We start from the raw sequence: 17,105 nt of genomic DNA, 5'->3' as shown, positions 1-17,105 counted from the left end.
TATGGATTTTATTGGCTTAATAGGTTTTTCTTTGGCCAGTGCTGCTTATGCGTTATTTGCCTTGTTAGTCATAGCGGCCCGTAATAGTAGTTTACTCGCGCGTTGGGTGCTCTTTTGTACTTTGATTACTCTAGCAAGTAATTTAGTGGCAGCATTGCAAATTAAGCTTGGGTTTAGCTTGCAGTGGGCCATGCTATCAGATGGTTTTGAAATTGCCTGTTGGTCTTTATTAATTATATTGTTTAATACTGAACATCGTAATTTACGAGCACTGATCGGTAATTATTATGTTCGACAATATTTTGCGGTTTGGTTCCTTCTGATGTCTGGGTGTTGGCTAGCAAGTTATTGGTTAAATTATTCTTATGAATATATATTTTTGCTTTTTATTGTTCTTAACCTTTGGATGTTGGTACTACTAGAGCAGTTATATCGGAATGCTGATCTACAAGTACGCTGGGCTATTTGGCCTTTGGTTATTGCTTTAGCTAGTGTCAGTATTTTTGACTTTGTGCTTTATGCACAAGCAACCATGGTTGATGGTATTGATTTTGATTTTTGGTATAGCCGTGGCTATTTAGCATTATTTATTGTGCCATTATTGCTCATTAGCACACGACGAGTAAAAAATGGCGAAGTACGTATTTTTGTCTCCCGCAATGTGGTTTTTTATAGCTCAATGTTGATGATCGCTGGTGGATATTTGTTACTTATGGCCCTTGCAGGCTACGTGATTAATTATATGGGAGGCGAGTGGGGCAGCCTAGTTAGTATCGGCTTTTTAATGCTTAGCAGTATTGTATTAGTTGCACTTTTGATTACAGAATCCTTACGTAGAACTGTTAAAGTTTTCATTGCTAAAAACTTTTTTGCTAATAAATATGAATATCGAGATGAATGGCTAAATCTTATTGAAAAAATAGAAACCTCGAGTGGTGAAAGTCACTATGAAATGGCAACACATATTATGATGTCGAAGGTTGATGCTTTAAAAGGCGCAATAATAAAAAAAGTCTCGCATCAGCATTATCAAGTGCAATATAGCGATGGACTTGATATTGATGAGAATGTTGAAGAGCATTTATTAGAGGTTGGTAAATTTTGTCAACAACAAGGCTGGATTGTTGATGTAAATGAATATGAAGATGCACCTCTTATATATCCTAATTTACAGTTAGATGTTTCTTTATGTAGAAGTAAAAATATTCAAATTATCGTGCCTATTTTTATTGGTAAAGCATTCTATGGTTTATTTTTATTGGCTGATGAGAACAAAATCAAACAACTGAACTGGGAAGATAGAGATTTGTTATTTGCTGTCTCTAAACAATTAGGAAACTTTATTTCTCTGTATGAAGCGACTGATAAACTAAGTGAATCTAAGCAATTTGATGCCTTTAATCGCATGTCAGCATTTCTAGTTCATGATCTGAAAAATGTTCAAGCACAATTGGCGCTCATTACGGCCAATGGGCAAAAGCACCGTGATAATCCAGAATTTATCGATGATGTCTTTGAAACGGTTGAGTCAGCAACACAACGACTAGAAAAAGTATTATCACAACTGAGGAAAAAACAGGTTGAGCAGTCTTCGCATAGTCAGGTCGATTTAGCGACAATCGTTACAAAGGCGGTATCACAGTGTAATATCAGACAACCGAAGGTTGTATTTGATCAGCTGGGGCCATGTGAAACTTTTATTGATAGCGAATCGTTTCAGTCAGTAATTCAGCATTTAATCCAAAATGCGCAAGAAGCAACCGCGAGTGACGGTTGGGTAAAAGTATCGCTCATTAAGAAGAAGCGCACCATTAGAATCATTATCGAAGATAACGGCTGTGGTATGAGTGAAGAGTTCATTAATTCACGTCTATTTCGACCTTTTGATACAACTAAAGGTAATGCTGGTATGGGGATTGGTGTCTTTGAAGCCAAACAATTCTTCGAAAGCATGGCGGGTATTATTAAAGTGGAAAGTATGCCCGAGCAAGGCACAACTTTTACTATTGATTTACCATTAAGATTAACAGGCTCCGTAAGTAGTCAAGATTTACCATAAGGATTTTATTGAAATGGAAAAATTGCTAATCGTAGATGACGATAAAGGTATCCAGAAACAATTGAAGTGGAGCTTATCGGACTATGATGTTGTACTAGCAGATGATCGTCAAAGTGCCATTGCAGCTGTACGACGCCACGAACCAAAAGTTATTACTTTAGATTTGGGGTTACCACCTGATGAAGCTAATGCGTCTGAAGGCTTAGCCGCACTACAAGAAATTCTGACTATTGCACCACATAGTAAAGTTATTGTTATTACCGGTAATGATGATCGCACGAATGCGCTGGCGGCTATTGCTGCAGGCGCATATGATTTTTATCAAAAACCAGTCGATACAGAAGTGATCAATGTTATTGTTGCTCGTGCGTTCAGTGTTGCGGCTATTGAAGAAGAGAACCGTAAAATGCGCGCTGTTGCAGGCAGTGATATAGGTATCATTGGTAACAGCGAAAGTATTGACCGCTTACGTATGATGGTTAAACGTATTGCTCCAACAGCCATTACGGCTTTGCTGTTAGGTGAAAGTGGCACAGGTAAGGAAGTAACAGCAAATGCCGTTCACTTAGCCAGTGATCGTAAAGATAAACCCTTTATTGCTATCAATTGTGCCTCAATTCCTGAAACATTATTGGAAAGTGAGTTATTTGGCTTCGAAAAGGGGGCTTTTACTGGCGCGCATCGCACGACAAAAGGAAAAATAGAATGTGCCGAAGGTGGCACGCTGTTTCTTGATGAAATAGGTGATATGCCATATAGCCTTCAAGCTAAATTGCTGCGGTTTTTGCAAGAAAAATGTATTGAACGCCTTGGTGGCCGTCAAGAAATAGCAGTAGATGTTAGGGTTGTTTGTGCTACTAATCAGAACCTTGAGCAAATGGTTGCAGATAAAACCTTTCGAGAAGATCTATTTTATCGAGTCAGTGAAATTACTTTAAATATTCCTCCTTTGAGAGATAGAGATGAAGACGTTATTATCTTGGCGCAGTACTTTCTTCAACATTATGCTAAAGAATATAAGCGTAACGTTAAAAGTTTCTCTGCTGATGCTTTAAGCGCAATAAAAGGTCATAGGTGGCCAGGTAATATTCGTGAACTTCAGAATAAAGTTAAAAGCTCGGTCATTATGACCACAGGTACACAGGTCACGGCAATAGATTTAGGATTTTTTGATCAGCAAGATACTAGCTTTGAGTTGTCCTTAAATTTAAGAGTTGTACGTGAACAAGCAGAGTCTATTGCAATACAAAAGGCTTACGCATTAGCCGATGGTAATATGTCTAAAACAGCAGAGCTATTAGGGGTTACTCGTCCAACGTTATATTCTTTGATTGAGAAATATGAGTTAACTATTAATGATTAAGTGCTACAGATATAAATGTATACTCTGATATATAAAAAGCCGCTTTAAAGCGGCTTTTTATATATTATTTATCGATAACAAGAGGTGACCAATTTTAATCTTTTGGTGCTGCCTCAGTAGCTTCAGTATACAGGCGACTTTTATGTTTGAGCATTTTATCTACGTAGCGAGCCATTTTTATTTTTTCTTTGATATTGCTTTCTAAAATATCTTCCACTTCTCGTAATATTTCTTTGATGTTCTCAACTTTTCCTGAAGAATTGACTACAACTTGGTTCGGCTCATTACTGGCGAGATCCGCAGCATTAAGTGAACCGGTTAGCTCAACCTCCATTTCTTGTGCTACTTCATTGATTGCTTCAGTAGTAATACTGTCAAGCTCTTCTAGGAAGCCAAATAAAAGTAGTCTATCGACAAAAATGTTAATTTTTCGTGGCACGCCAAGCGTTTTTTCGTGGATAAGCTCAAAAGCAGCATCTGAAAATAGTGCGTTTTTATTACAGCCAGCTTGATGCAATCTATGATTAATATATTCTTTTACTTCTTCTTTTGATAAAGGCTTCAAGTGAGCTGAAGCGATAATACGTTGCCGAAATTGCTCCATATTTGGTGCTTGAATGATAGCTTTTAATTCTTCCTGTCCGAGCAAGAAACTTTGAATTAAAGGCTTATTGTCTAACTGAAAGTTTGACAACATGCGTAATTCTTCAACAGTTTCACTAGGTAAGTTTTGTGCCTCATCGACAATTAATAGAGCTCGTTTACCTTGTTGGTGCAATTGTATTAAAAACTTTTCAATGCCTTGTAACAGATCTGCTTTACTATCACCGATCACAGTTATATTAAATTCTGAAACCACTAATTCAAGTAACTCTTGTGGGTTAAGTTTAGTCGTCACAAGTTGTGCGGCAACAATACTTGAATCACCGAGGTTATTTAATAAGTTACGGGCGATAGTGGTTTTTCCGGTTCCTATTGGTCCCGTTACTACGATAAAGCCTTCGCCTTGATCTAAACCGTATTGGAGATATGATAGAGCTCTCTGATGATGGCTGGATGCAAAAAAGAATCTAGGATCTGGGCTCAGTTGAAATGGTCTTTCTTTAAAACCATAGTAATTTTCATACATACTGCTAAAAGCCTTTGGTAATTTTAGCGCTGATACGACCTTCTTGGTAATTTAGTACCGCACTATTAGAGTTTCTATTTAAATAACTGACAGTAAAATCAAACGATAAGGCACTATTTAATGATTTTTCGTAGGCGATTTGGTAGCGCCTATAACGATCGACACGCTCTGATGCAGTATCAATTTGTAAGTTGGTTTCTGTGTATGAAATATCTAAACTTAGGTTAGAGCGACTACTAATATCACGTCTAATATTTAAGCTAGCGGCACTGTTTTCATCTTCAATACGCGTTTCTAGGTTGTCTCTTTTTTGTTTATTGGCATTTAAAGTAATGGTTGTGCGCGCCAATGCTAATGTCGAGTTCCAAGTTAATGTTTTATTGAGTGAGAAAACATTGTCCTCCACTAAGGTAAAATCTTGCAGCGGAAATATTTGAAAGCCTGGGTTATCAGGATCATTAGGGTCACCAGGAAATATATTACTGCCATTTTCTAAAGTACACTCTTCGAACGAGTTAATATTACTACTGGGACAAAAGTAATAGCCGATAATGTTTACGGCAAAGTTATTTCTAGTTAAGGTTTGAACATCTTCAACATAACTCACAGTATTTGTTAATCGCTTATTACGGTGGATAAAATTAAGACCATAGCTGTCGCCATAAAATCGTTCAGAAAAACTTGCTTCTAACCTTGTACGAGCTGAGGGTTGCCATGTGATTGATGCGTTTATATATTCTTTTTGTTCATCACCGTCTAAGTCTAGTTTATTACCAATAGGCTTATTGTATGAAGTATCTAAATAAAGCCTTGGTGAAATTAACCAACGAAGGCCTAACCCATATGAATTTGATTCAATGGTTTGATTTGGGTTACTTAAATTACCACTATTGTCTTCATTATAATAACGCAGAAAAGGATTGATTTTATAATCGGTAATCAAGCCAAATTTTACTTCACTTTCGCTCAACTTACCTTCTTGGCTATCATTTTTTAGCTCTTGGTAGTTATGCTGCAAGTCCCAAAAAAAGTGCCGAGCACCTTTACCATTTGTACTTTCTAGATTTGCTATTACACCTTGCCTGTCTCCTATATCGTCTTCTGAGTCTGTTTGGTTATAGCCCAATGCAGAGTTGATAATAAAGGTACTGTTATTGACATTATATTCAAGGCCGCCTCGGTAAGTGCCTACTTGAATAGTATCTGCGGATACTATGTCGGCTAAGGCATTTCTACTGCCATTTCTTGACTGATTACTGATGTCAGCAGAGCCAACTAATATAATACCGTTAGGCCAAAGCTGTAACCTAAGGTCACTGGCAATGGTGTGGAAGTCATCATCAAGATCATGGTTATGGCTATATGATGCATAGGTGCTTTTTGATGAAAAATTAAAAATAGCATTACGTGCTTTATACGTAGAATCTAGATTGATACCTGCCTGACTAACCAAACTAGATTTTTCGTTATTGGTAACTAAGCCAACATTATCTGTATAAGTTTCATCGATTAAAATGCTTGGCTCAAATTGCCACTCACCAGCAAAGGCAATGTTGGAACAAACTAATGAGAGGAAAACCGCACTAAATTTAGTCTTTTGCGCCATATCCGTAACCGTAATAGCCATACAAGTCCTTATGAGATCTTATTGCTTTATTGAGTACTAGCCCTAATGCCAAATCTTCATTGAGGTGTTCTGTCGCGAATTTTATATCTGCAATAGAGGTTTTCGATTCTTCAACAACAATTACTGCTTGCCCCATTAAATTAGCTAATACCAGTGTTTCTGTAACCCCAATCAATGGTGGACAATCAAAAATAACAATTCGATCGGGATAACGATTAGCTAATTCATTCGCTAATGTCGCCATTTTTTCACTGGCTAATAATTCATTAGATAGATGATGGGGTTTGCCAGCAGGTATAAGTTTAAGTTTATCTATATCTGTGTTGTAAAGTATGTCACTGACCTGTTTCGACTTACCAAGCAAATAGTCGATAATCCCAGGTTGCTCCTCTATGCCTAACTCGCGAATCACGCTAGGTCGTAAAACATCAGCATCAACTAGTAGCACGGTTTTATCCTGCTCTAAGGCAATACTTAAGGCTAAATTGATAGCAACAAAGGTTTTTCCTTCGTTCGGTTTAGCGCTACTCACCATAATTAAGTTGCTATGTTCAAGGGTTTTAGAAGCGTTACCAAAGGCGTTATTTAACAGTTTGCGCTTAATCTGGCGAAATTCATCCTTAATACTTTTCCGTGTTCCGTTATCAATTAAATAACCACGCTCGGCCAAGCCGTTTTTATCAAGGGATAAGGCTGCTTTTTGATCTACTTTTCCTGCTGTTTCATTGTTGCTTAACTCCTGAGTTTCAGGTTCAACTAAAGGTGTATTTTCAGCAGTTTTTTGTTGCTTGGCTAGCGCCTTTTCTATGATACTCATAACTTATAAAATTCCTCTGATCGGCGCTAATATGACATTAGGTGCTATGGCATATAGTATAAAAAACGCCAACATTATTAGTAAAACACTATTGGAAAGTATAAATATCAATGTTTTCTTTCTGTGCCACTTTTGCAAACCAAGGTTCTCAGACGCTGAAACAATTCCAAATACAGGTATCCCAGTAGCTTTAGAAGCTTGCATGCTAGACGTTACCACAGGGTTAATTTGGCTAAACAATAGCGATAACCCTACACCCACACCAAAAGCAAAGATAGTTGAGCCGATTAAGAATAAAATACGTTTCGGACCTGCAGGTTCAGTTGGGGCTCTTGGAGGGTCAATCACTCTAAATTGAATAGGGTTAGTCGTTTCGTCTGCTTGTTGAGCTAATTGAGCTGTTTCTTTACGGTTAAGCAACTCTTCATATTTATCTTTAGTAATTTCATAGCCGCGGTTAAGTGAGGTTAATTCAGCTTCAATTTCTGGCAGTATATGAATTTTACTTTCCAAGTCTTTTACTTGCTCTCGGTAATCATTTGCTCTGACATTAGTGGATGCAATTTGATTTTCTAATTGATTGACTTGAATTTGTAATTGTTGAATAACAGGATTTTGACTGGTAGCAAGTTTATTACTTCCATCTTTAGTCGTACTTAAATACTCTTCAATTTCTTTGCTGCGTTGTTGCGTTAGGTGCTCTAGTCTGCGTTTAACTTCTTTCACATCGGGGTGCATTTCGGTATAACGCAATTGCAATGAATCTAGCGATGCTTCTAACTCAGATATACGATCATCATAAGTCGTTTGAATACTATTAGAATTCATGATGTTATTTTGCGAATTAGTCGTATCAGCTGGAGACGTACTTAATTGTGCTTTAGCAGATTTTAGCTGCGTCTCTTGTTCCAATAAATTTAGCTCAATTATCTTTAATTGCTCTTTAACAATATTGAGTTTTTGGTAATAACCGCCGTATTGGTCAGGCAATACATCGCTATATTTTTGTTTAAAGCTAGTTAGTCGTGATTCGGCAGCTAAAAGGCGGTTTTCATACTCTTTAATCTGAGTATCTAAAAATTTCTGTGCTGAGGTTGAGTCACTACGATTCTCACCTAAAGTATTTTCAATAAATACCGTTAATGCTGAGTTAACAACATTTTTTGCTGTTTCAGGGTTTTTATTTTTATAGGTAATAGTAAAGATGTTCTCATTTCGCCCACCCGTTTTTCTAATAATAATATCTGTTTTTAAATCTTCAATGAGTGATTCATAAGCTTCAGGCGTATTAGCTTGAACGTCTAAATCTGTCATACGGGTAATACGCTCAAGATTAGGACGGCTTAACAGCGTCTTAATCATTAAGCGAATTTGTACTTCGGGATCAGTTTTAACTGTTAGACCTTTTAATAACGGGCCTAAAATCGACTGTGTATCAGCGTAGATTCTAGCTTCAGATTCATAAACATTATCAAGCTGTGAAATAAATACCCATGCTAATGGGCATATCAACCAAGTTGAAATAATGATAAATCGGCGCTTAAGCCAGATACCTTTAAGATAATCTACAATTTGCTCTATAATTTCTTGCATTCCCGACCTCTAAAACAGGGTAAATAACTCTATTGCGCTTAAAACCATGTCTCAGGTATTACAATAATATCACCAGGTAAAACATCAACATTTGCAGATATCTCACCATTTTTAATTAAATCTTCTATAAAAATATCGTATTGCTTTTGTTTGCCATTTTCTACTCGTACCAATACGGCACCGTTACCATTGGCAAACTCTGTTAAACCACCAACACGGATCATTACGTCTAGTAATGTCATATGCTGAATATAATTAACGGCTTGGGGTTCAGTTGCTTCACCAATAACACGTATTTGCTCACTGAATGGTCCAACAAAATCATTTACGGTGACTGTCACAACAGGATCTCGTAAATAGGTGGCAAGGATTTGTTCAATTGAACGAGCCAATTCTGTAGGTGTTTTTCCTGACACTGGAATATCTTCGACCAATGATGTAGTTATCATACCGTCAGGTCTAACGATGAATGTGCCAGAAACTTCAGGGTTGCGCCAAACAAAAATATTAACAACATCACCAGCACCGATAAGGTATTTGTATGAATCAACGTCAGTGGTGGTAGATTGATGAATTTTTGCTGGTGGCAGAGTGGCTGAACTACACCCAGCTACTATGTAAGCCAGTGTAAGAAATAGAAGCGCTTTTAATGTATTAGTCATGCTTTTTTCCATGGTATTAACCTTTTTATTTACAACTGTTTTTATATGTAAGCTTACCGATTGTATTTGATTTTTACATTTGATGCACATTATTAATTTTTGTAAATAATGTGTCATCGCTGTATTTTAAGTATGCAATGTTTACATTTACCTAGTAATCAATTCTAATATACAACTTAAAAAGTAAAAGTGTCTAATGCTGGTTTATTTTTCTCACTAGAAAGGAACTTTCTAACCATATGTCTAGCCCTAATTTCCGTGATTTATCTGCGGGTAGCAAATCTTTAGTTTTAATTGAATTTGTCTGCTTTGCAAGCGCGCTACTGTTGAGCTTATATCTTAATAACTTATTAAATTTCGTTACTTTTGATATCGAAAGCATTGCCCTTAATATTTTATTTATTCATGCCATAGTTTTTGCTCTAGTTGTGCAATTGTCGTCGTTAGCAATGGGGCTATATAACTCTAAATTAAGAGAAAACTTTAGAGGTGTGGTGAGAAGGTTATTAGTTTCTGTTGCAATAGGTTTCTTTATTGTTTCCTTAATTAATCCATTTTACGGCTCGGGTTCACTTGCCATTGAACTACTTGCAATATCATCTCTAATTAGCTTGATTATCGCTAGTGGAGTAAGGTACTTAACGCTTCAAATTGATTTTTTTGGCTTCAACAAACGTAATGTTCTTGTGTTAGGTGCTGGCGAACGTGCATCAATCATTGAAAAGCGTATGCGTCGTGATGTTGATCGCCAAGGTTTCTTTATGCACGGTTTCGTTATCATGAATGGTGATACTGAAAACGGTATTGTTAATGAAAATAGAATTACTTTAACCAGCTCGTTAGTAAATTACGCTTTAGAGCATCAAATTGATGAAATCGTTGTTGCCAATGATGAACGACGTGGAAACCTACCTGTTGATGAACTCTTTGCTTGTAAGATTAGAGGGGTAGAAGTTACTGAAATTCTTGATTTCATAGAGCGTGAAACCGGCCAAATAGCGGTGAATCTAATTTACCCAAGCTGGGTAATTTATTCAAATGGCTTTGCCTCAGCTAATCACCTTCGCAATACATTGGATTGGATTTTTAACGCCACTATGGGCTTTTTCTTATTTTTGCTAACATGGCCAGTAATGCTTATTACGGCTGTGTTGATTAAGCTTGATGAAGGTATAAAAGCACCAATCTTTTATTCCCAAGAGCGAGTTGGCTTAGATGGTCAAGCATTTAGTATTCTTAAATTTAGAAGTATGCGTATCGATGCAGAAAAAAATGGTGCCCAAATGGCATCTGAAAATGATGATCGAACCACTAAAATTGGTAAGTTCATCCGTAAATATCGCGTTGATGAACTTCCGCAAATATATAATGTAATGCGTGGTGACATGGGTTTTGTTGGTCCACGTCCAGAACGTCCAGAGTTTGTACAGCAACTTATTAAGAATATACCTTACTATAACGAGCGTCATAACGTGAAGCCAGGCTTAACTGGTTGGGCACAACTTAAGTACCCTTACGGCGCTACTGAAGAAGACTCTTTAGAAAAATTGAAATACGATCTGTACTATATTAAGCATCGTAGTTTTTTACTTGATTTACTTATTTTAATTAGAACAGTAGAAATCGTTTTGTTTGGTAAAGGTAGATAGTTTTTGATTGTCTGTTTAGACATTTTGATGTCGTAGTATTCATTTTAGTAGAAGGAAGTTCAGTTGAAAGTTTTGCATGTATTGGAATATTCAAGGCCAAACATAAGTGGTTACTCTTTGCGTTCTGATGCAATTATTCGCCACCAACGTAAAATAGGTATAACGACTAATCAACTGACTAGCCAAAGATATCAAGACTTTAAAGCAATGGAAGAAGATGTTGACGGTGTTGTTTATCTGCGTACTGAAGAATCTACTTCCGTGCTTACTAAAATTCCTTTTATAAATTATTTATTGCACATAAATCATCTAGCTAAACGTATTGAAAAGGCAGTGTTAGCTGATAAGCCTGATGTCATTCAAACCCATTCTCCTATGTTTAATGCCTTAGCAGCGGTTAAAGTGGGTAAAAAATACAATATTCCTGTTACTTATGAAGTTCGAGCTTTGTGGGAGGATGCCGCTGTCGATACCGGAAAAACAACAGAAGGCAGCTTTAAATATCGTATGATTAAAGCGATAGAGCAAAGTGCTTTTGAAAAAGTTGATGCCGTTAGTTGTATTTGTGAAGGCCTTAAAGCAGACATCATCAAAAGAAATATTCCTGAAAGTAAAATATTTGTCACGCCAAATGCGGTTGATATTAGTAATTTTTTACCTTCTCACCAACGTGATACTGAACTTGAGCAAGCTTTTAATTTATCAGGTAAGAAAGTTATTGCTTTCGTAGGTACTTTTTTTAAATATGAAGGCCTGTCTTACGCGATAGAAGCGATGGAAATAATTGCTAAAACGCGTGACGATATTCACCTACTGCTCGTTGGTGCTGGTAACGAGTTAGATAACCTAAAGCAACAAGTTAACCAAGCCAATTTAGAACAGTCAGTTACTTTTGTTGGACGAGTGCCTTTTGAGCAAGTAAGCCGTTATTACAGCCTGGCTGATGTGATGGTTTTCCCGCGCGAAAGTATTCGTTTAACCGAGTTAGTTACGCCCCTAAAGCCTCTAGAATCGATGGCGCAGTTTAAACCTGTGATAGCTTCTGATATTGGTGGTCATCGTGAATTGATAGCTGACGGTAAAACCGGCTTTTTATTCGAAGCAGATAACGCCTCTGCACTAGCATCTAAAATTATTGATGTTATTGATGATAAAGCTTTACTCGAAAAAGTCAGTGAGCAAGGGTTAGTATTTGTTCGTGAAGAGCGTAATTGGTTAAATACCGCAAAACAATACTTGCCTGTGTATGAAAGGCTTACTCAATAAATGCCGGTAACAAAAAAGCCCTTACTTATAATCACTAATTTATACCCTGTACCTTGGGGAGTAAATAGGGCTAGCTTTAATAAACAGCAGTTTGACTTAATCGCACAATCTCGAGATGTTAAGATAGTGCTGCTATTGCCTTGGAAAGAATGGTTAAACCACCGTACACAATGCCAAGGCTCAAAAAACATAAAATATTGTCCGTATTTTTATATTCCTAAATTTGGTCGCCGCTTCGTACCCGCTTTTCAATTTTTCTCTTTGTTATGGCTTTTGCCTTGGATCAAAAAACAACAGAGTTCTGCAATTTTAGCCTCGTGGGGCTTTCCCGATGCTGTTGCAGTGTCAATGCTCAATAGGTTTATTAACTTACCTTTATTTGTCAAAGTACATGGCACCGATGTAAATGAAAATAGTCAATTCCCAGCTCGTAGCAATTTAATGAAGAAATGGTTGAATAAGGCCAATACTATTTTTTGTGCAAGCAAGGCGTTAGCAACTGTGTTACAGGACAAAGGAATCGAGAAACATAAATTATCGGTTAACTATAATGGTGTAAACCCAGAAGTTTTTTATCCAATAGCACAAAAGCCACATTGTCAGCACTTTGTTTTTGTTGGCAGCTTAATTAAAACCAAAGGCTGTAACGAGTTATTAGGCGCTTTTATTCAATTAAAAGAAAAGTTCCCTAAAATGAAGTTAGATATTTTAGGTGAAGGCCCGATGAAAGCTATACTGGCAGATAAAATCGTGCAGCATGGGCTTAGCGATAGTATTCGTTTACTTGGCTCAGTTCCTTTAGCGCAAGTTGCCCAATATACCCGCCAGGCTAACTTTTTGGTATTACCGAGTTACCGTGAAGGTGTGCCTAATGTGTTGTTAGAATCTTTTGCAAGTGCAACCCCTGTTATTGCCACCAACGTAGGCGGTATTCCGGAAGTTGTTAATGATGACGTTGGCTTATTGGTTGAAGCAAAAAGTGAATTAGCCTTGGCAAAGGCAATGGAAAAAGCGATGAATCAAACGTGGTCAACTGAAGCTATTCTTCAACACGCGAGTAAATTTAGTTGGCAAACCAATGTTCAGCATGTTTTAGACAAAATGGATAAATAGTGAAATATCTAAAAAGCGATATTAAGCAAAAACAACAAGTACTAACAGACGAAGGCTATCAAGTTTCGATGCTCAGAACATTAGTGAGCGATGGTACTTCTGCCAATGCTTTGTATCGCCTGACGAGTTGGTTAGTGAACTATAAACTGGCACCCTTAGCGCTTATATCATTGTGGTTAAATCGAGTGATTAATGGTTGTGTTATTGGTGCAGCTGCAAAGTTTGATAAAGGTTTCGTGATTATGCACCCCGTAGGTGTAGTAATAAATTCAAAAGTTATTGGCGGTAAAAATATCATTGTTGAAAGTGGTGTTGTTATTGGTGATGAAAAAGGTCAAGCACCAGTATTAGGTAGTAATATTTTTATTGGTGCAGGCGCAAAGATTATTGGTGGAGTCACCATCGGAGATAATGTGAAAATTGGTGCTAATGCCGTCGTTGTAAAAGACTTACCTAGTAACGTAACGGCGGTTGGTGTACCAGCTAAAATAATCAATAAAGGCGAAAAAACATGTTAACTATTTTTTGGCTGTCTTTAAGCTTATTAATTTATTCATATTTTCTTTACCCTTTGTTATTAAAGCTACTTATTAAGCCTAAAAGCATTGCTTTACAAGACATAAACCACTATCCAAGTGTCGACATTATAATTGCCGCTTACAACGAAGAGTCCTGCATTAAAGCACGAATAGAAAACGCTTTAGCGCAGGATTATGCTGGCGAATTAAATATACTTGTTGCATCAGACGGTAGTAAAGATACTACCGGTGAAATCATCACTAGTTTTACTGATCCACGAGTTAAAGCCTTTAATTTTCCTGAAAATAGAGGAAAAATATCTGTTCTAAATGATCTAATTGCGCAATCAAATGCTGACTATTTAGTGTTAACAGACGCTAATACTGACTTTAAGGCCGATGCAGTTGATATACTCATTAGAAGCTTTACTGATCAAGTTGGCGCTGTTTCAGGTGAATTAATTCTAGAAACCGATGACGGTAATCAAAACCAAGACGGACTTTATTGGCAATACGAGCAACTCCTGAAAAAGTACGAGTCAGCATTAGGTGGTTTGTTAGGCGCTAACGGTGCTATTTATGCGATCAAACGCGAACTTTATGTGCCGTTATCGAAAGACACCGTCGTTGATGATTTTTGTATAGTTATGAATGTTAAAAAGCAGGGCTACCAAGTTCTGTACAATGATCTTGCTATTGCAACAGAAGAAGTCGCACCATCACTCAAAGAAGAATATGGTCGTAGAGTAAGAATAGGTGTCGGTAACTATAAAGCCTTTATGGTTAACTTATGGGCGTTATCGCCTTTAAATGGTTGGTTCAGCTTATGTTATTGGTCACATAAAGTGCTACGTTGGTTCGCTCCTCATTTAATGCTGGTTATATTTCTAACAAACTTAGCATTGCTAGGTACATCATTCTATAACCTACTGTTTGTTGGACAAGTGCTGTTTTACGCACTCGGCCTGTATGGTCAGAAAAAAATAGATAACGGTGAAAAGGTCAGCGGTATTATTGCTATAGTCAGTTTTTTCTTATCGATGAATATAGCCTTAGGACAAGGTTTCTTAAAGTTTTTGAAAGGACATCAAAGCGGTGGCTGGCAAAGAACAGCTCGCTCAGGAGATAAAAAATAATGTACTTTTTTTTAGTATTACTCGTTTTAGGTTTAGTAGCTTTTTGGTTTGTACTCAAAAAGAAAAATATGGACATTTGGTTTATTTCTTACCTTAAAAACGTAATAAACCGACCTAAAGTTGATGGTCCAGTACATGTTTTATTTTGTTTTGTTGATCACTTTGAGCCGCAGTGGAAAAATCGAGACAATATTGAGTTAGAGCGTGCACGTGTCGATCGTTGGTTTAAAGATTACCCATTAATGGCTGAGCAACATAAAGATGCGGATGGCCACATGCCTCAACACTCTTTCTTCTATCCACAAGAAGAGTACAGACATGAGCATTTAGCTAAGCTATCAGATATGTGCTATCGCGGTTTTGGTGAAATAGAAATTCACTTGCATCATGATAAAGATACGCCAGAAAACTTTACTAAGGTCATGACAGATTTTGCCAATATCTTACACCATGATCATAATGCTTTACCTGTTCACCCAGAAACAGGGCAAATAATGTATGCTTTTATCCATGGCAACTGGTCATTAGATAACTCATTGCCTGATGGCTACATGTGCGGTATCGATAATGAACTAGCGCTACTAAATAAAACCGGCTGTTATGTTGATATGACATTACCTGCAACGCCTAGTCCCGCGCAAACTAGTAAAGTTAATGCCATTTATTATGCCGAAGGGCGACCGGGTAAGTGTAAAAGCCACGATACAGGTATTGATGTAGAAGTAGGCAAAGCTGAATCTGGTGATGTCATGCTTATTCAAGGGCCTATAGGCATAAACTTCAAGTGGAGAACACCAAAAGGTTTACCTCACGTTGAAAATGCGGATGTCAGAAAAGCCTGTCCACCACTTAAAAGCAGAATTGATCAGTGGGTTAGTTCACATATACACGTTAAAGGGCGTCCAGAGTGGACCTTTATCAAGGTACATACCCATGGTACACAAGAAAGTGATATGGACACCTTGTTAGGCCAACCACGTCATGACATGCATAGCTATTTAGAAACAAAATATAATGATGGTGAAAATTATATACTGCATTATGTATCAGCAAGAGAAATGTACAATATTGCCAAAGCCGCTGAAGCTGGAAAAAACGGTAATCCTAATGAGTACAGAGACTTTATTCTAGCTAAACCGACATTTAAACAGCTGTAGCTGTATAGGAGCTAGGATGCTAACAAATGTTAAATATAAGCTGGGTAAACTTATCGCGAATGCAGTCTTACCCAATGGACTGTATTGCTTTAATTACCATAGAATCGGCGAAGCTAGCCTAACTGAATACGATCCTAACGTTTTTAGTTGCGATGAAGCTAACTTTGCTGAACACATGCAATATATTAAAAAGCATTTTACCGTCGTTACCCTTGATGATCTCGATGAGATACTTAAAGGTAAAATTACGGACAAAAGATACGCATTAATTACGTTTGATGACGGCTACATTGATAACTACAGTAAAGCATTTCCTATACTGTTAGAAAATAAAATATCTGCGACTTTTTTCTTAGCAACCAACTTTATTAATAATGCTGAAATTCCGTGGTGGGATAGAATTGCTTATTTGGTTCGACATGCTCAAGTTGATGAGATTAAACTTAATAATTGGCCTGATCGCATCACTCTGTCTAAAGAGGATGTACCAACAAGTATAAGAAAAGTGCTAGATGTTGTAAAAATAAACAACGGTTCAACTATTGAGGAAATACTCATAGAGTTACACCAGAAATTACAAACACCTAACTCTAACTTTTGTGATCAAGAGCCTCTCTTTATGACTTGGGATATGGCAAGGGAAATGAGCGCCGCAGGTATGGAGTTCGGTTCACAAACTTGTAGCCATAGAATACTGTCTCACTTAAGTATTGAAGAACAAGATTATGAAGCAAAAACGTCCAAAGAACTTATAGAAAAAGAGCTCAATACAAGTATTAAGGCTTTTGCGTATCCCGTCGGTGGCAAAGACAGCTTTACTGCAGAGACAGTCAAAATCATCAAGAAATATTATCAAGTGTCATTTTCTTTTATTTCAGGCATTAATACCTCTAAGCAGTTAAATGAATTTAGCATAGAGAGAATATCTGTCGACAGTAATTGTAACGCCACACAATTATCCCATAAGTTATTAAAACTATACTTAAAAAAGCTGCATAAAAGTGTATGGAAGTAAA

14 protein-coding genes are annotated in these 17,105 nt (G+C 37.1%); 9 read left to right on the top strand and 5 right to left on the bottom strand.

All coding sequences use genetic code 11. The features are described from left to right. Nucleotide 1: 1 nt before the first annotated feature. Together prsK and prsR are read left to right on the top strand one after the other, a co-directional pair. Nucleotides 2-2,059, top strand: a complete 2,058-nt coding sequence (gene prsK, locus B0169_RS15490; protein ID WP_077287444.1) for an XrtA/PEP-CTERM system histidine kinase PrsK — start codon at nt 2-4, stop codon at nt 2,057-2,059. 13 nt (nt 2,060-2,072) lie between these two features. Continuing rightward, nucleotides 2,073-3,422, top strand: a complete 1,350-nt coding sequence (gene prsR, locus B0169_RS15485; protein WP_077287442.1) for a PEP-CTERM-box response regulator transcription factor — start codon at nt 2,073-2,075, stop codon at nt 3,420-3,422. 94 nt (nt 3,423-3,516) lie between these two features. Here the strand turns inward: prsR and B0169_RS15480 are convergent, their stop codons facing one another. Genes B0169_RS15480 through B0169_RS15460 form a run of 5 tightly spaced genes read right to left on the bottom strand, consistent with a single transcriptional unit; the run spans nt 3,517 to nt 9,250 of the window. Beyond that, on the bottom strand, nt 3,517-4,551 hold the full coding sequence (locus B0169_RS15480) for an XrtA/PEP-CTERM system-associated ATPase (protein WP_077287440.1): 1,035 nt from the start codon (nt 4,549-4,551) through the stop codon (nt 3,517-3,519). 4 nt (nt 4,552-4,555) lie between these two features. Continuing rightward, nucleotides 4,556-6,178, bottom strand: coding sequence for a TIGR03016 family PEP-CTERM system-associated outer membrane protein (locus B0169_RS15475; protein WP_077287438.1), 1,623 nt, complete (start codon nt 6,176-6,178; stop codon nt 4,556-4,558). Then, nucleotides 6,141-6,995 (bottom strand): XrtA-associated tyrosine autokinase, encoded by an 855-nt coding sequence (locus B0169_RS15470; RefSeq protein ID WP_077287436.1) that lies wholly within the window; start codon nt 6,993-6,995, stop codon nt 6,141-6,143. Before B0169_RS15470 ends, B0169_RS15475 begins: the two co-directional genes overlap by 38 nt. A 3-nt stretch (nt 6,996-6,998) precedes the next feature. After that, nucleotides 6,999-8,588, bottom strand: coding sequence for an XrtA system polysaccharide chain length determinant (locus tag B0169_RS15465; protein WP_077287434.1), 1,590 nt, complete (start codon nt 8,586-8,588; stop codon nt 6,999-7,001). A 38-nt stretch (nt 8,589-8,626) separates the two neighbouring features. Further along, nucleotides 8,627-9,250 (bottom strand): XrtA/PEP-CTERM system exopolysaccharide export protein, encoded by a 624-nt coding sequence (locus B0169_RS15460; protein ID WP_143323569.1) that lies wholly within the window; start codon nt 9,248-9,250, stop codon nt 8,627-8,629. A gap of 239 nt (nt 9,251-9,489) precedes the next feature. Here B0169_RS15460 and B0169_RS15455 point away from each other — a divergent pair, with 239 nt between their 5' ends. The 7 genes from B0169_RS15455 (at nt 9,490) to B0169_RS15425 (ending at nt 17,104) form a co-directional block, all read left to right on the top strand. Continuing rightward, nucleotides 9,490-10,899: a TIGR03013 family XrtA/PEP-CTERM system glycosyltransferase gene (locus B0169_RS15455; protein WP_077287432.1), complete on the top strand. Its 1,410-nt coding sequence runs from the start codon at nt 9,490-9,492 to the stop codon at nt 10,897-10,899. Nucleotides 10,900-10,962: 63 nt separating this feature from the next. Then, a complete protein-coding gene (locus tag B0169_RS15450; protein WP_077287430.1) occupies nt 10,963-12,165 on the top strand; it encodes a TIGR04063 family PEP-CTERM/XrtA system glycosyltransferase in 1,203 nt (400 codons plus the stop codon). Next, a complete protein-coding gene (locus B0169_RS15445) occupies nt 12,166-13,278 on the top strand; it encodes a glycosyltransferase (protein ID WP_077287428.1) in 1,113 nt (370 codons plus the stop codon). Continuing rightward, the gene (locus B0169_RS15440; RefSeq protein ID WP_235838597.1) at nt 13,278-13,796 is read left to right on the top strand and encodes a serine O-acetyltransferase; all 519 of its coding nucleotides are present in this window, start codon (nt 13,278-13,280) and stop codon (nt 13,794-13,796) included. The genes B0169_RS15445 and B0169_RS15440 overlap by 1 nt, the downstream gene beginning before the upstream one ends. Beyond that, nucleotides 13,790-14,932 (top strand): glycosyltransferase family 2 protein, encoded by a 1,143-nt coding sequence (locus B0169_RS15435; protein WP_077287426.1) that lies wholly within the window; start codon nt 13,790-13,792, stop codon nt 14,930-14,932. Before B0169_RS15440 ends, B0169_RS15435 begins: the two co-directional genes overlap by 7 nt. Continuing rightward, on the top strand, nt 14,932-16,089 hold the full coding sequence (locus tag B0169_RS15430; protein WP_077287424.1) for a hypothetical protein: 1,158 nt from the start codon (nt 14,932-14,934) through the stop codon (nt 16,087-16,089). Before B0169_RS15435 ends, B0169_RS15430 begins: the two co-directional genes overlap by 1 nt. Before the next feature lie 16 nt (nt 16,090-16,105). Then, a complete protein-coding gene (locus B0169_RS15425; RefSeq protein ID WP_077287422.1) occupies nt 16,106-17,104 on the top strand; it encodes a polysaccharide deacetylase family protein in 999 nt (332 codons plus the stop codon). The last annotated feature ends 1 nt before the right edge of the window (nt 17,105 follow it).

The sequence above is a fragment of the Cognaticolwellia aestuarii genome (assembly GCF_002000025.1).
GTDB classification, from domain to species: Bacteria; Pseudomonadota; Gammaproteobacteria; order Enterobacterales; family Alteromonadaceae; genus Cognaticolwellia; species Cognaticolwellia aestuarii.
Note: the sequence above shows the minus strand (reverse complement) of the source record. Positions and strands in the feature narration are given on the sequence as shown.

Bases quoted from the DNA above. Each gene is read 5' to 3' on its own strand.
- B0169_RS15470 (WP_077287436.1), bottom strand. From the start codon at position 6,995: ATGAGTATCATAGAAAAGGCGCTAGCCAAGCAACAAAAAACTGCTGAA.
- B0169_RS15430 (WP_077287424.1), top strand. From the start codon at position 14,932: ATGTACTTTTTTTTAGTATTACTCGTTTTAGGTTTAGTAGCTTTTTGG.
- B0169_RS15425 (WP_077287422.1), top strand. From the start codon at position 16,106: ATGCTAACAAATGTTAAATATAAGCTGGGTAAACTTATCGCGAATGCA.
- B0169_RS15445 (WP_077287428.1), top strand. From the start codon at position 12,166: ATGCCGGTAACAAAAAAGCCCTTACTTATAATCACTAATTTATACCCT.
- B0169_RS15455 (WP_077287432.1), top strand. From the start codon at position 9,490: ATGTCTAGCCCTAATTTCCGTGATTTATCTGCGGGTAGCAAATCTTTA.
- B0169_RS15475 (WP_077287438.1), bottom strand. From the start codon at position 6,178: ATGGCTATTACGGTTACGGATATGGCGCAAAAGACTAAATTTAGTGCG.
- B0169_RS15460 (WP_143323569.1), bottom strand. From the start codon at position 9,250: ATGACTAATACATTAAAAGCGCTTCTATTTCTTACACTGGCTTACATA.
- prsK (WP_077287444.1), top strand. From the start codon at position 2: ATGGATTTTATTGGCTTAATAGGTTTTTCTTTGGCCAGTGCTGCTTAT.
- B0169_RS15435 (WP_077287426.1), top strand. From the start codon at position 13,790: ATGTTAACTATTTTTTGGCTGTCTTTAAGCTTATTAATTTATTCATAT.
- prsR (WP_077287442.1), top strand. From the start codon at position 2,073: ATGGAAAAATTGCTAATCGTAGATGACGATAAAGGTATCCAGAAACAA.
- B0169_RS15465 (WP_077287434.1), bottom strand. From the start codon at position 8,588: ATGCAAGAAATTATAGAGCAAATTGTAGATTATCTTAAAGGTATCTGG.
- B0169_RS15480 (WP_077287440.1), bottom strand. From the start codon at position 4,551: ATGTATGAAAATTACTATGGTTTTAAAGAAAGACCATTTCAACTGAGC.